General features: G+C 61.0%; 10 protein-coding genes and 1 pseudogene. 2 read left to right on the top strand and 9 right to left on the bottom strand.

Going from position 1 to position 14,924, the window contains the following annotated elements:
- Nucleotides 1–68 precede the first annotated feature (68 nt).
- Nucleotides 69–992, top strand: coding sequence for a LysR family transcriptional regulator (locus tag REH59_RS20105; RefSeq protein WP_162996142.1), 924 nt, complete (start codon nt 69–71; stop codon nt 990–992).
- A 79-nt stretch (nt 993–1,071) separates the two neighbouring features.
- Here the strand turns inward: REH59_RS20105 and REH59_RS20100 are convergent, their stop codons facing one another.
- From REH59_RS20100 to lysA, 8 genes and pseudogenes are all read right to left on the bottom strand, one after another.
- Nucleotides 1,072–2,202, bottom strand: a complete 1,131-nt coding sequence (locus REH59_RS20100; protein ID WP_128573753.1) for a DUF6708 domain-containing protein — start codon at nt 2,200–2,202, stop codon at nt 1,072–1,074.
- Nucleotides 2,202–3,626: pseudogene (locus REH59_RS20095) on the bottom strand (T6SS effector BTH_I2691 family protein); the annotation flags it as partial. The gene REH59_RS20100 and the pseudogene REH59_RS20095, both read right to left, overlap by 1 nt.
- Nucleotides 3,627–3,704: 78 nt before the next feature.
- On the bottom strand, nt 3,705–4,841 hold the full coding sequence (locus tag REH59_RS20090) for a DUF6708 domain-containing protein (RefSeq protein ID WP_121783828.1): 1,137 nt from the start codon (nt 4,839–4,841) through the stop codon (nt 3,705–3,707).
- On the bottom strand, nt 4,841–7,513 hold the full coding sequence (locus tag REH59_RS20085) for a T6SS effector BTH_I2691 family protein (protein ID WP_121783827.1): 2,673 nt from the start codon (nt 7,511–7,513) through the stop codon (nt 4,841–4,843). The genes REH59_RS20090 and REH59_RS20085 overlap by 1 nt, the downstream gene beginning before the upstream one ends.
- 307 nt (nt 7,514–7,820) lie before the next feature.
- Nucleotides 7,821–10,307, bottom strand: a complete 2,487-nt coding sequence (locus tag REH59_RS20080) for a TonB-dependent siderophore receptor (protein ID WP_014859057.1) — start codon at nt 10,305–10,307, stop codon at nt 7,821–7,823.
- A gap of 110 nt (nt 10,308–10,417) precedes the next feature.
- A complete protein-coding gene (locus REH59_RS20075; RefSeq protein ID WP_014859058.1) occupies nt 10,418–11,353 on the bottom strand; it encodes a FecR domain-containing protein in 936 nt (311 codons plus the stop codon).
- A gap of 5 nt (nt 11,354–11,358) precedes the next feature.
- Nucleotides 11,359–11,859 carry a sigma-70 family RNA polymerase sigma factor gene (locus REH59_RS20070; protein WP_014859059.1) on the bottom strand — a complete coding sequence of 167 codons (501 nt, stop codon included), beginning with the start codon at nt 11,857–11,859 and terminating at the stop codon, nt 11,359–11,361.
- Nucleotides 11,860–12,086: 227 nt separating this feature from the next.
- On the bottom strand, nt 12,087–13,319 hold the full coding sequence (lysA, locus tag REH59_RS20065) for a diaminopimelate decarboxylase (RefSeq protein ID WP_014859060.1): 1,233 nt from the start codon (nt 13,317–13,319) through the stop codon (nt 12,087–12,089).
- 123 nt (nt 13,320–13,442) lie between these two features.
- On the opposite strand from lysA, the gene REH59_RS20060 reads away from it, so the two are divergent.
- Nucleotides 13,443–14,348: a LysR family transcriptional regulator gene (locus REH59_RS20060; protein WP_003248628.1), complete on the top strand. Its 906-nt coding sequence runs from the start codon at nt 13,443–13,445 to the stop codon at nt 14,346–14,348.
- 198 nt (nt 14,349–14,546) lie between these two features.
- Here the strand turns inward: REH59_RS20060 and REH59_RS20055 are convergent, their stop codons facing one another.
- The gene (locus tag REH59_RS20055) at nt 14,547–14,900 is read right to left on the bottom strand and encodes a hypothetical protein (RefSeq protein WP_003248629.1); all 354 of its coding nucleotides are present in this window, start codon (nt 14,898–14,900) and stop codon (nt 14,547–14,549) included.
- Nucleotides 14,901–14,924 lie beyond the last annotated feature (24 nt).

Genomic DNA, 14,924 nt, shown 5'->3' with positions numbered 1-14,924 from the left:
CGACTCGGCTAGGATGCATGTCGATGCCGGAATTGAACCCGAACAACAAGCACGGCCCGGGAGCACCCATGAACCGCAACGAACTGCGCAAAGCCGATATCAACCTGATGGTGGTGTTCGAAGCGCTGATGCAGGAACGCAACCTCACCCGTGCCGCGGAGAAGCTGTTCGTCGCCCAGCCCACGGTCAGCGCCGCGCTGGCCAGGTTGCGTGCGATGTTCAACGACCCGTTGCTGGTTCGAGTGGGCAACCGCATGGAGCCCTCGGCCAGGGCCGAAGAGGTGATCAAGTACCTCACGCCAGCCTTGGATGCGATGTCTGTCGCCCTCAGCATGACCCATGATTTCGACCCGCTGACCAGCAAGATGACCTTCCGCATCGGCTTGTCCGATGATGTCGAGTCGGGCCTGCTGCCGCCGCTGTTGCGGGCGCTGCGGGTGGAGGCGCCGAACGTGGTGGTGGTCGTGCAGCATGTGGACTATTGGCGCATTCCGGACCTGCTGGCGGCGGGCGATGTGACGGTGGGTATCAGCCAGACCAAGGGCCTGCCCGCCAATGCCAAACGCAAGGTGCTACGCACCCTGCAAGCCAGGGTAGTGCGGGCCGACAAGTCCAGCACGCCGCTTTCACTGGATGAGTTTTGCCAACGTCCGCATGTCCAGGTTTCGCCAACCGCCAACACCCAGGGTGTGGTCGATGACTGGTTGAAAGACATCGGCCGTGAACGCAAGGTGGTGTTGTCGGTGCCGCAGTTCAGTTCGCTGCCGGCGATTCTGGCCGGTACCGACCTGCTGGCCTGTTGCCCGGACTATGCCGCACAGGGTATGGAACGCTGGGGCAACCTGCAGGCCGAGACGCTGCCGTTCGAGACTGCTGCACTGGAGCTGGCCATGGTCTGGTTGAGCACCACCGACAGCGACCCGGCCGAGCGTTGGCTGCGTAGTCGCCTGGAGCACTGCATGGGCGGACTACGGGAAGCGGTCATGGGATGATGGCTTTGCATCGTGCTGCAACTGGCTGCCGATGAAGTGAAGGTGTCGCAAATGTACCCGCGCGCTGGGTGCAGTTTGATCAGTCACTTTCGTTGGCCTGTTGAGGTGCAGAGCGCTTGCGTGGTTTTTTCGCCGGCCGCTTGCCGGGCTTGAGCTGCCAGCGGTCGGCGTTGGCGAGCAGGCGTGCCTGGATTGCGGGTGGGTAGTCGCTCAGGGTTGTCACGGGTGGGACTGGCTTGCCGGGCAGGCCGGCCTCGCGGATGACCTTCGGCCAGCGCGGTCGCCAGCACAGCAGCAGGCTGAGCCAGTGGCCGGTGCCGATGATGACGAAAGCGGGCCAGACAAACAGCAGCGCAACTTTGAACAGCCAGCTGCTTTTGCGGAAGAAACGCCCAAGGCCTTCGAACTGGGCGCTGAATGCCTGGATGGGTGAGGGTAGCTGGGTGCTCAGGCGGGGGCGAGGGACGGCGTGTGGGCCTTCTTCCATGTAACGACGGATGAATTCCCACTCATCACGCAGTTCGCTGCCGCCTTGGCCTTGTTTGCCCAGCAGGGCCATTTCCATGTGGGGCAGGCCGGTGCGGCTGGGGTGCCAGACCAGGCCTAGTCGCATGCCCATGCTGAGTGAGTCATCTTCTGGATATAGGCCAGTGCTTCCGGTTGCATTCCATGGAAAAGTTACGATTCCACCGCAGTATTTCGGTCGATGTAGGTGAACTTGTTGGGTTGCTCGATTGAAGCGAATAAGCAAGTGACGGCTAGTCAGCATTTCTAGTCGGGTTAAGTGGATTCCATACTTTGAATAAAGATACACTAAGGTGGAGCTGACTGAGAGCATTATAAGTGTTGAAAGAATAGTGATTACGGAACGCCCATCCGGATCGGTGATGTCCATCCATAAAAATCCAGTGGTGATCATTAGTCCCACAGCAATGGCCGGGGCGACAGCGCCGAGCGTTGCGAGCGTAATAAGTCCACGCTTTTCTTCTGAGCCTCCGCAGCGCATTTCTAAAATAGTGTCGCTGAACGCGAAAACAGGTCCTCTTGCATAGGGTTGTTTACTAACGGATTGGAAGTGCATTTCTTCAGTCAGGTCACCCTCATATAAATCTTGACGCTTTTCGTTCGGTGTCAGTTCTGCTTCATATGCTTTTCGCGCGGCTTCGGATTCAGTAGCCATTTGCCAAAAACCCCATTCGATCAGATACATCACAATACCTCGCTGAATGCGGAGTGCAGGGCCTTCAGCTCTTCTTGTTCTTCAAACGGTTTTGAGTTTTTTGCAAGGCGGAAGCTGCTGCGTTTGCACCACTTTTCCAAAGCATCGTCTTCAAGTATGTAAATAATCAATGTGAAGACCAGGCCAATCCAGAACGCCCCAAGAACGAGGCGCGCAAGTAATAACCGAGCAGCCTGCGTGCCGAGCTTCTTTGCAAGTGCTCCCAAGGAGGTGGATAGCATCCTGACGAGCTTGGTCTTGGCATTTTGAGAAAGGTAGTCGAAAAAAGGTTTTGCAGTCGCAACGGCCGTTCCTAACTCAGCAAGTGAGAGAGTCACTGTAGCGACCCCTCTTACAAAATAAGTAGCCGCCAAGAGTCTGGAGTTTTTTTGAACCTGCTTGATAGCGCCACTCTGGCTGCTTTTGAAATGCTCAACCGAATCAGTGAAATCCCACCACGCCAGCAGTGAACCCCCGGTGCCAGCTAAACTGGCGCCCCATAGTTTCAAACGCCCTAAAGCGGCCGCTGCTCCTCGTCCGGTCACACTGTTCGCGCCGTACCGCGCGACCACCTGATCCACATAACTGGCTCCAACTTCAAAGCCCGCCGCAGCCGTAGTCATCGCGGCCGCCAGGAGTTCGGTCTTCACCCGCGCATCACTGTCAGGCAGTTCGCGCGCTTTGAAGGCCATCAGCATCCCCTCCAGCAGGCACACCAGCCCGGAGACACGCACTTTGTAGAAGTCACTGTTACGGGCCTGCATCAACCCTTCAGCCCAGGCCTGGTCGAGGTACCTTGATACCTGGCCTGCGCTGCGTTGTGGGTTGATGGGCTGCCCGCTACGTGCAGCTTCACTCAGGCGAATACCGACAGCCGTTTCATGCACCGAAGCGAACAAGGTCAGCCGCAAACCCTGGTGCAGTGCGCGGTCCATGCTGTTGGGGGTCGCGGTGCGCAGCACTTGCCGCCCCAGCGCGACGTACCAGGCATACAGGCCGATGCTGGCCGTGCTGCTCTGTGCCTGCATCTGTTCGTACAGGGTGTTGATGCGCCCAAAGGCATTGGCAGCGGCATGGGCTTGCCTGGCAAGTGCTTCCGGCAGGGCGAAGGATGACGCTGACGACGGTTCGGCCTTGGCGGCTTCCAGCAGCGCCGCCAGTGCTTCCCGCAGGTCCTCCTGGTTGTAGGTGATGCCGCGTATTGCCAGGTTGCCCCGGTCTGCCACGTCGCTGCGCCACCAGTGGTCCAGCACCTTTGTACCCCCTTCACTCAACTCCATGCCGATCACGCACTGGCCGGTCTGTTCGGCAAAGGCCAGGCCGTTGATGAGGTCGGCGTTGTCGTAGCGGTCCAGTGCCTGCAACAAGCGTTCGCTGACCACCCAGCGGGTATGGTCCTTGGCATGGTCCATGGCGCGGTCTTCGGCGGTAGCCGGAAGTGATGGTTCAAAGAGTCCATGGGTACACTCCATCTGCAAGGATGATGTATGGCATCAATTGATCTCCTTGGGCCTTCTGGGCGTGCGCGGTTTGCGTGGCTTTTTCTCCGGCCGCTTGCCGGGCTTGAGCTGCCAGCGGTCGGCGTTGGCGAGCAGGCGTGCCTGGATTGCGGGTGGGTAGTCGCTCAGGGTTGTCACGGGTGGGACTGGCTTGCCGGGCAGGCCGGCCTCGCAGATGACCTTCGGCCAGCGCGGTCGCCAGCACAGCAGCAGGCTGAGCCAGTGGCCGGTGCCGATGATGACGAAAGCGGGCCAGACAAACAGCAGCGCAACTTTGAACAGCCAGCTGCTTTTGCGGAAGAAACGCCCAAGGCCTTCGAACTGGGCGCTGAATGCCTGGATGGGTGAGGGTAGCTGGGTGCTCAGGCGGGGGCGGGGGACGGCGTGTGGGCCTTCTTCCATGTAACGGCGGATGAATTCCCACTCATCACGCAGTTCGCTGCCGCCTTGGCCTTGTTTGCCCAGCAGGGCCATCTCCATGTGGGGCAGGCCGGTGCGGCTGGGGTGCCAGATTAGACCGAGTCGTACTCCAACGCTTAGCGAATCATCTTCTGGGCGAATGCCCGTGCTTCCGGTTGTTTTCCAGGGGAAGGTGACGATGCCTCCACAGTAGCTGGGTCGATGGAGGTGGACCTGTTGAGTTTTTCGATTGAATCGAATAAGTAGATGCCGACTGGTCAGCATTTCCAGTCGCGAGATTTTTACGCCGTACTTCAGGTAAAAATACAATGCTGCTCCTGAAGCTGAAGCCAAGAGAGCTGTAAGTAAGACTGCTATAAAGGAGATTGAATAAGGTTGGGTGATATCAAGCCAGATGGAGCCGACAGCTATGCCGATTCCGAAAATTATCCCAGGCAGTACTCCGCCGATCGTGACTAGCGTAATGAGGCCGCGCTTCTCTTCTGAGCCGCCACAGCGCATTTCCATGTAGGTTTCATTGAATGCATAAACAGGGCCGCGTAGGAGGGGTGTTTCACTTACCTGGCAAAAGTGAATTTCTTCATTCAGGTCGCCTTCATAAAAATCTCTATTTGCGCGCTTCTCTGCTGGTGTCATCCCTGCTTCGTACGTTCTACGTGCAGCTTCTGGCTGAGTTGCCATCTGCCAGAATCCCCATTCGATAAGATACATTATAAAACCTCGCTGATAGCAGAATGTAGGGCGCTCAGTTCTTCCTGCTCTTCATAGGGCTTGATATTTTTATGAGTTCGGAAGCAGCTGCGTTTGCACCACTTCTCTAACGCGTCATCTTCCAAAATATAGATTATGAGTGTCAGGATGAGTCCGATCCAAAATGCACCTAAGACTAAACGTGCAAGCAGTAGGCGAGCAGCTTGTGTTCCCAGTTTATTGGCGAGCGCGCCCATGGATGTTGTCATCATTCTCACAAGTTTTGTTTTGGCATTCTGAGATAGGTGGTCAAAAAGAGGTTTTGCGATTGCAATGGCTGTTCCTGCTTCCGCCAGCGAAATTGTAATAGTTGCCAGTGCCCGCGATGCGTATGCGAGTGCCAGTGTTCTAGGTTTTTTTGTACTTTGTTCGGTAAGGTTTTGCTGGCGGTATACTAAGTGCTGAGCCGCATCGGCGAAGTCCCACCAGGCGAGTACGAAACCACCTGTCACAGCTAAACTAGCGCCCCATAGTTTCAAACGCCCTAAAGCGGCCGCTGCTCCTCGTCCGGTCACACTGTTCGCGCCGTACCGCGCGACCACCTGATCCACATAACTGGCTCCAACTTCAAAGCCCGCCGCAGCCGTAGTCATCGCGGCCGCCAGGAGTTCGGTCTTCACCCGCGCATCACTGTCAGGCAGTTCGCGCGCTTTGAAGGCCATCAGCATCCCCTCCAGCAGGCACACCAGCCCGGAGACACGCACTTTGTAGAAGTCACTGTTCCGGGCCTGCATCAACCCTTCAGCCCAGGCCTGGTCGAGGTACCTTGATACCTGGCCTGCGCTGCGTTGTGGGTTGATGGGCTGCCCGCTACGTGCAGCTTCACTCAGGCGAATATCGACAGCCGTTTCATGCACCGAAGCGAACAAGGTCAGCCGCAAACCCTGGTGCAGTGCGCGGTCCATGCTGTTGGGGGTCGCGGTGCGCAGCACTTGCCGCCCCAGGGCGACGTACCAGGCATACAGGCCGATGCTGGCCGTGCTGCTCTGTGCCTGCATCTGTTCGTACAGGGTGTTGATGCGCCCAAAGGCATTGGCAGCGGCATGGGCTTGCCTGGCAAGCGCTTCCGGCAGGGCGAAGGATGACGCTGACGGCGGTTCGCTTTTGGCCGCTTCCAGCAGCGCCGCCAGTGCTTCCCGCAGGTCCTCCTGGTTGTAGGTGATGCCGCGTATTGCCAGGTTGCCCCGGTCTGCCACGTCGCTGCGCCACCAGTGGTCCAGCACCTTTGTACCCCCTTCACTCAACTCCATGCCGATCACGCACTGGCCCGTCTGCTCGGCAAAGGCCAGGCCGTTGATGAGGTCGGCGTTGTCGTAGCGGTCCAGCGCCTGCAACAAGCGTTCGCTGACCACCCAGCGGGTATGGTCCTTGGCGCGGTCTTCGGCGGCTTGCTGGGCGTGTTGCATGGCCTGCTCGAAACCGTCGAGCTGATCGTGCATGGCCTGGCGGTCGACCAGGTGGCCGTATTTCTGGTCGAACCGCTTGCGGAACTCGCCGGCATCCTGGCGGGCCTGGACTTTGCTGCGGACCTCGCGCTCGAACTGCGCCAGGTGGGGCTTCATGCGTTCATCATGGGCATCGGCCTGTTGATTGGCCCGTTCGGAGAACAAGTAGATCTCGGGATGCAGGTGGGGCTGGTTGCGGACTTTTTCGGCCATGACTTCGCGCTTGACGATCTGCTCGGCCACCATCTGCGGGTAGAGTTTTTCGATTTCCAGGAACGACTGCGCGACCAGCAGCTTGCGTTCGTTGTCCACCCCGGGTTCCACGGTGCGCGCCAGCCACTGGGTCTTCACATCCTCGACAGCGGCGTTGCGCCAGGCGTTGAGCTCCTGGGTGATCCCGATGGCGTCTTCGATGACGATGGCGGCGCCACGGGGTTTGCTGTGGTTCACCAGCGGTGCCAGCGCTTGGCGTGATGCGTGCGGCGAGACGATCTGGTCGTTGTTGAACGGCTGCAGGTCCAGCAGTGCCTGCAGGTCTGCATCGTTTTGGGCCTTGAAGTCGGCCACCCAGTTCAGTTGGTCATGCTTGAGGACGTGGGGCTGTGGCGGGGCGTCGGAAGGCTGGATGAAGCGGGCGATATCGATCGTGGGCAGGCTGCTGCGGTATTCGTCGTCGAGCAGGCGGTAGTTGTCGAGCATGCGCGGGGTCAGCGGGGAAGGGCTGAACAATGGGCGCAGCTCCTGGATGTCATCCAGGTCGTAGAGGGTGATGGTCCAGCCGAAACCGCGAAGGATCTCATCCAGATTGCCGGCGCTGGGGGCAGGCGCCCAGGGGGCGTCGCTGCTGATGTACAGCAGCGAGCCATTGGGCGCCACGCGGTACTGGCTGTGCCATTCGTAGGCCGGCGCGCTATGGCGCTTGATCAGCAGGTAGAGAAAGCCCTCGCGCAAAGGGCGGATGGCGTAGCTGGAATGGGTCAGCTCGCCGACCTCCTGGAACGGGCTGAGATAGCCTGGCAATTTGGGCAGGCGAGCACGTTGTGCCGGGTTGCCGCCGACGGCGGCGTAGCGCAGGGGCAGCAGTTCGAAGCGGCGGGTGCAGTCGGCGACGGGGCTGTTGCGCAGGGCCGGGCGGTAGCCGGAGGTGATGCGCCTGCACAGTTCGAGGGTTTCTTTCAACGAATCCATGTATAGCTCCAGCGAGCAGGGATGATCATCAAATGCATGCAAGCGTTGCATTCGACCCGAGGCTGGACACTAGCGAGGAATCACTTCTCAAAGGAGCGTTGCGCTTCCGATAGGTGCGTAGGAAATTTCTGATTAAGCGGTATCGTTGACGTTACCAGGGTTTTCATCGCCTTTCACGTCAACCCGTCCGCTGTCACGGGGCAGGCCCATCGTTACTGGGTGGAGGCGCCACCCTGGTCGCTATTTTAAATACGGTCCGCATCCAGACAGGGCCGCAAAGCGGCCCGATCGTTCCCCGGAAAGTGCTTCAGAACGCCCCTTGCAATGTCACCATGAAATTGCGCGGTTCACCATAGAAGTTGCCCCACGCCGGTGCGCCGATGGTGGCGTAGTACTTCTTGTCGAACAGGTTGTTGCCGTTGAGCGCGACAGTCCAGTTCGGGTCGAGGCGGTACTGCACACGGCCGTTCCACACGGTGTAGCCCGCCTGCTCGACACGGGTAGTGCCGGTGGTACGGAAGTTCTCGCTCTGGCTGTTCAGGCCTGCGCCGAGGGTCCAGCGCTCCAGAGCACCGCCCAGCTGGTAGTCACCCCATACCTTGAGCATGTGCCGTGGGATGAAGCTGGAGGTGAAGGTCAGTTCGGTCGGGTCAGTGTCTTCGATGGTACTCAGGTACTTCGTCTGGGTGTAGGTGTAGCCCGCCAACAGCTGCAACCGCTCGATCGGCGAGCCGCTGATCTCGGCTTCGAACCCCTGTGCGCGTACCTTGCCGCTGTCGTTGTAGCAATACCCGTCGCCTGAGGGGCAGGTATCGACGTAGTCCGTTTCTGCGCGGTGATTCTCGACAGTGCGGAACAGGTTGAAGGAGGTGTTCAACGCGCCGTCGAGCAGCTCGCCCTTGATGCCGACTTCATAGTTGGCGCCGGTCTTTGGCTGTAACGCCTGCCGCTCGGCATTCACCTTGTCGCTTTGTGGCTGGAAGATGTCGGCGTAGCTGGCATAGGCGGTCCACTGCTCGTTCAGGTCGTACAGCACGGCGGCAAACGGCGTGACCTGACCGTTTTCCTGGCTGCGATTATGCACCCAGTAATCGTAGAACTGGGTATAGGAGTCGCTCTTGTTACGGTACCAGCTGACCCGCGCGCCCAGCACCAAGGTCAGTGGCTCTGCCAGTTTCAGGCGCAGGTTGGCGTAAGTGCCGTACTGGGTGGTAGTGGTATCGGTTGGCACACTGCCACCGCGGCTCGGGTTGACCAGGTAATCGGCCTTGGACGGGTGTGTGAAGTTCGCGGATGGGTTGAACGGGTCCTGCTTGCCGTCCAGCAGCATCAGCGCGAAGTAATCATGGGTTTTCTGTCGGCTGGCGTTGACACCCATGATCAGCTCATGCTGCAGGCCGAACGCCTCGAACTTGCCATCGACATAGCTATCGAAGCCGTAGTCGTCCTGGTCGTAGTCGAAACGGCCGGCCCGGACGTTCATGCTGGCGGTGCTGGCGCCGACGGGTACCGTGCCTTCGGAATAAGCGTATTCGATGTCCTGGGTGTTGTGGGTGTAGATCGAGGCGAAGTTCAGGGTCCAGTCATCGTTGAAGCGGTGCTTGAGGTCGGCAAAGCCGGTAATACGCTGGCTTTGCATGTCGTTCCAGCTGGCCCCCAGGCAGGTGGAGCGCGACAGCTTCAGGTCACTGCCATCGGCGTAGCGTGGCAGGCCGGCGTAGCAAGGGGTGGCATCGACATCCTCGTAAGCCAGGCCAGCGCCCACGGTGGTGTCGGCCGTGACGTCCCAGTCGATGGCGCCGTACAGTATCTGGTCCTGGCGCTTGGCCGTGTCATAGAAGTACTGGCGGTCCTGCAGCGTCGCCACGGCGCGCCCCCGCACGGTGCCCGACGCGTTCAGCGGGCCGCCCACGTCCACTTGCCCGCGGTAGTTGTCCCAGCTGCCGGCTGACAGGGTGACGGTGGTGGCGGCTTTTTCCTGCCCCCGTTTGCGCACGAAGTTGACGCCCCCGGCGGAGGAGCCAGAGCCTTTCATCATGCCGGCCGCACCTTTAAGCACCTCGACGCGGTCATAGAACGCCATGTCGCTGGAAAAGCTGTTGGCCTGCACGTAGTTGCCGCCCACGTCCAAGGGCACGCCGTCGTACTGGTACTGGCCATCCAGGTTGAAACCACGGGAATAGAAATACTTGCCGCCCATGGGCGAGTCATACACGGTGATGCCCGGGGTCTTGTCCAGTACCTGCTCCAGTGTGTTGAGGTTCTGGTCGTCGAGCATCTTGCGGGTCATCACGGTGACCGACTGCGGGGTTTCTTTCAGCGTGTGTACGCCCTTGCCGATGGTGATGGCACGGGCGGCGTAGGACTGGGTGCCTTCGCTGGTCGCATCCAGGCGGTTGGCGTCGATGTTCATCGGCGCCAGTTCCATGGCCGAGCCGTTTTGCGCAGCGACCAGCACATAGCCACCATTACCCTGACGCTGCGCCTGCAGGCCACTGTTGCCCAGCAGCCGCGCCAGACCTTCCTCGACACTGAAGCTGCCTTCCAGGCCCGCGCTGTCGAGGTTGCGCGTCTGTGCGGTGTCGAACGAAATGGTCACACCCGCCTGTACGCCAAACTGGGTGATGGCGTTGCCCAGTGAGCCAGCGGGGACATGGTAGGTGGCCTGGCTTTGGGCCATTGCCTGGGCAGGCATCAGCAACAGGCCGGGCGCGCTGGCCAGGGACATGCCGAACAGCACCAGGCGGACGGCCTGGCTGAGCTTGGTTGCTGGGGTAGGGTGCAGGTGTGGCATTTCGTGGTCCTTCCGAGTCATGGCAGAAAGTCGCTGTCGTCGCGGCTTGTGTCAGGGACGGACGAGAATAGAAATCAGCAAGATTGCGGCGAAAGTTTTTCCGCAGTTGCTCAGGCGGGCTCCACACTCACCCAGTAGCGGCTTAAGTAGCGCACTTTCACGGGCAAGGTTTTCGGCAGGTTGGCCAGGGCGATATCGGTGTCGTCAATGCGGAACGCACCGGAAATGCTCATGGCCTGGATCGACGAGGCACAGCGCAGCACACCTGGACGATAGCGCCCCAGTTCTTCGAGGAAATCGCCAAGGCGCCAGTCGTTCACGCTGAGCATGCCTTGCAACCAGGCCGTGGAATCGGCGGGGAGGGCATGGGCGTCGAGGACGACATCCTGATCAAAACTCACTTGCTGGCCAGCGTGCAGTTGCAGCACTCGATCAGGGTGGCGCAGGGGGCGAACTTCGACGCTGGCCTCAAGCACACCCACGCGGGTCTGCTGCGCCAGTTTGCGGACGCTGAACGCGGTACTGCGGGCCAGTACGCTGCCGTCATCGGTGTGCACGATAAACGGGCGCTGCTGACGATCGCTGACCGGACGCACCAGAATTTCCCCCTGATACAGCTGAATCGCCCTCACCTTTGTGGCGTAGCGCACATCCAGCGCGGTATTCACGTTCAGTTCCAGCTGTGAACCATCCTCCAGGTGCAGGGCGCGGCGCTCGCTGCTGCGGGTACTGTGCTGGGCCAGCAAGGCACGATAGGGCACCTGCTCGGCCGCCAGCCAGCTGCCGCCCCCCATGGCCATCAGCAGGCCCAGCACTTTCAGCACGTCACGCCGCTGCGCCTGGGCCGCGCCAAGGCCGGACAGCGCCGCCTGCGGCGGCACCATGGCCCATTGCTGCTGCAGCTTTTCTACCCGCGCCCAGGCGGCTGCGTGCAGGGGGCTGGCCTGCAGCCACTGTCGCCAGGCCTGGGTGCGGGCCTCGCTATTGGCGCCGTCGTTGAGCTGAACATACCAGGTGGCAGCGGCTTCGAGTGTCTTGAGATCCATGGGCGTCAGCCTTCGACTGCCAGCAGGCAGCGAGTCATGGCCTTGATCAGGTGATTCTTCACGGTGGTGATCGACACGCCGAAGCGCTCGGCCGCAGCGCCGTAGGTCAGGCCTTCGAGTTGAACGGCAAGGAAGATGGCGCGGGTCTTGGCGCCGAGTTCGTCGAGCAGGCTGTCCACGGCCACCAGCATCTCTATGATGGACAAGCGCACCTCCGGCGACACCTCTACCGGTTCCGGACGCAGGGCCAGCGCCTGCAGGTAAGCTTTTTCGATGATGCGACGGCGAGCTTTGTCTATCAGAAGGGCGCGGGCGATAGCGCTGAGGTAGCTGCGCGGCTCACGGATCGGCAACGGGTTACGCGCGGTCATTACCCGCAAGAACGTGTCGTGCGCCAGGTCGGAAGCGTCGGCGGCGTTGCCCAGGCGGGCGCGCAGCCAGCCCTTCAGCCAGCTGTTGTTTTCGCTGTACAGCTCGTGCAGGGCCTGGGGATCGAGCGTTGCCATGGCGTCAAGACCGCAATATTAATGGGAATTGATCGCATTGTCGCGAGAGGCGGGGCTTATTGCAAGGACCGCGAGCACACACCCTGTGGGAGCGGCCTTGCGTCGCGATTGGGCCGCAAAGCGGCCCGGGTTTCGGCATCACGGCTACATTTGTGGGGCTGCTGTGCAGCCCTATCGCGACGCAAGGCCGCTCCCACAAAGAGTCGTGCAGGCTTGCAGGGCAGTGGTTAGAACCCGGCCTCCAGGCTCAGCAGGTCCTGCACCGTTTGCCGCCGGCGGATCATCCGCAGGGCACCGTTCTCGATCAGGAACTCCGGCAGCAGCGGCCGGCTGTTGTAGTTCGACGACATCGACGCGCCATAGGCCCCGGCATCGTGGATCACCAGCAGGTCGCCCACCTGTGCCTGAGGCAGGTCCTGCGGGGTCAGCGCCTGGTCATCCTGAGTGAACACGTCACCCGATTCACACAACGGCCCGGCCACCACGGTCGGCTGGCGCGGGCGATCTACTGCCTGGCCATCGGCATCGAGCAGGGTCATGCCGTGGTAGGCGCCGTACATCGCCGGGCGCATCAGGTCGTTGAAGCCAGCGTCGATCATGACGAAGGTATTGCGCCCCACCTGTTTCACGGCACGGACTTCGGCCACCAGGTAGCCCGACTCCGCCACCAGGAAGCGCCCGGGTTCGATCTCCATGCGCACCGGGTGGCCGAGCATCGCTTCGATCTCCTTGCGCGCCACCGCCCAGGTCTGCGCATAACGCTGCAGGTCGACCGGTTTGTCGGTGCTGCGGTAAGGCGTGGAAAGCCCGCCGCCGATGGAGAACGCCTCGATGTCCACGCCCAGGCGGCCGATCAGCTCGATCATCGAGCGGGCCACCTGTTCCAGGTGCTGGTAGTCCACCCCGGAACCAATGTGCATGTGCACGCCCACCAGGTGCAGGCCATGGGCCTTGATGCACGCCAGCGCCTCGTCCAGCTCTTCGTGCCAGATGCCATGCTTGCTGTTTTCGCCGCCGGTATTGGTCTTGCGGCTGTGACCATGGCCGAAGCCCGGGTTGATGCGGATCCACACGCGGTGGCCGGGCGAGCGTTCACCCAGTTGGCGCAGCATGTCAATGGAGCCGGCATTGACTTCGATCTTTGACGCCACCACGCGCTCCAGGGTGGGGCGGTCCAGCGCGTCGCAGGTCAGCACCACGCCGGCAGGGTCACCGTCAACGCTCGCGCCGGCGGAGAAGGCCCGTTCCATCTCACCCAGCGACACGGCGTCAAGCACCAGGCCATGGGCGCGCATCAGGCGCAACACATGCAGGTTGGGGTTGGCTTTCTGGGCGAAGCGCACGGTGTCGAATACGTTCAACTGCTCGACACGCTCGGCGATGGTGCTGGCGTCGTACGCCCAAAGCGGCGAGCCGTGCTGGCGAACCGCCTCGGCCAGAAGGGTGAAGGGTGCGGTCATGGTGGCGCTACTCGGATAAGGAAGGCCACGAGGATGAATCAAAGCGGGGATTCAGAAAAATAGCTATTTTTCTGCCAGTCATTCATATCTGATATACCCCTTGTCGACTCACTGGGTGCTGCCGTGAAACTGTCCGTCCGCCACATCGAAGTGTTCCGCGCCATCATGGCCGCTGGTAGTGTCACCGGTGCGGCGCGCCTGCTGTTCACCTCGCAGCCGACCGTCAGCCGCGAACTGGCGCGGCTGGAGCAGGTGACTGGCCTGAACCTGTTCGAGCGCGAGGGCGGGCGCCTGGTGGCGACGGCCCAGGCGCTGCTGTTGATCGAAGAGGTCGAGCGCGCCTACGTCGGGCTGGAGCGGATCGATCGCTTTGCCCAGGCCATCCGCAACTTCGAGCAGGGCCGGCTGGCCATCACCTGCCTGCCGCTGTTCTCGCAAACCTTGTTGCCCAAGGCCTGCCAGCGCTTTCACCAGCAGCACAGCGGCGTGAGTGTGAGCATTCTGGCGCAGGAGTCGCCTTTGCTGGAGGAGTCACTGGTTGCCCAGCAGCATGACCTTGGCCTGACTGAAGTCGAACAGATACCGCGCGGCGCGTATGGTGAATTGCTGTTCAGTGCCAACATGGTGTGCGTGTTGCCCGAGCATCACCCGCTGCAGGTGAAGGCTGAACTGGAGCTGAGTGATTTCCATGAGGTCGATTTCATCAACCTGGCCAGCCTGGATACCTACCGCCAGCGTCTGGATCAGCACTTTCGTGCGGCCGGGGTTAACCGCCGCACGGTCATCGAGACCACCAGTGCCGCTTCGGTGTGCGCCATGGTCAGGCAAGGCCTGGGGGTGGCGATCATCAACCCACTGAGCGGGCTGGAGGCGGCGCAAGGCGGGTTGCCGATCCGCAGGTTACGGGTATCGGTGCCCTATCAGGTGATGCTCATACGCCCGGACCATCGGCCGGCATCGGCAGCGGTGGAGCCGTTTTGCGAGGCGTTGCGGGTGCAGGCCGAAGAGATGCAGCAGGCGCTGGCCTGATCATTGTGGGGCGGCCTTGTGTCGCGATAGGGCCGCAAAGCGGCCCCAGCAATCTATGCATGATGTCGAGATCCTGGGGCCGCTGCGCGGCCCTATCGCGACGCAAGGCCGCTCCCACAGGGATCGCGCCAGCTTTTAGAAATTGAGCAAGACAGTTGCTCCCACAGGGACCGCGCTCCCACTAGGCAGGGGCAGGGTTCAAAGCTCGCAGACCAAGGTTCCAGTACCGGCCAGGATGTTCTCCAGGGTTTCCTTCACTTCATCCATGTCACTCAGCTCGCTGGTCAGGTTGATTTCCAGTGCTTCATCCCCCTTCAGCGCGTCCCGGTCGCCGGCCGCCACTTCGATCAGCAGGCGCTTGGCGCTCAGGGTCACTTTAAGGCCATCCAGCGTCGACGGCTCGTCATCCAGCGTCAGGTCGACGGTGTCCTCGTCCGGGTAACGGGTAAGCAGGAACATCTGACCCTTGTCGCTGTGGCAGCACAGGGTCGCCATGTTGTCTTCCTCGTCATCGCAAGGGGTGGCGAACAGCAGGGCGGTGTTGATTTGCATGAGCAGGCTCGGGTCAAAGGAAAC

Origin of the sequence: Pseudomonas sp. BO3-4, from assembly GCF_034044115.1 — a bacterium.
GTDB classification, from domain to species: domain Bacteria; phylum Pseudomonadota; class Gammaproteobacteria; order Pseudomonadales; family Pseudomonadaceae; genus Aquipseudomonas; species Aquipseudomonas alloputida.
Note: the sequence above shows the minus strand (reverse complement) of the source record. Positions and strands in the feature narration are given on the sequence as shown.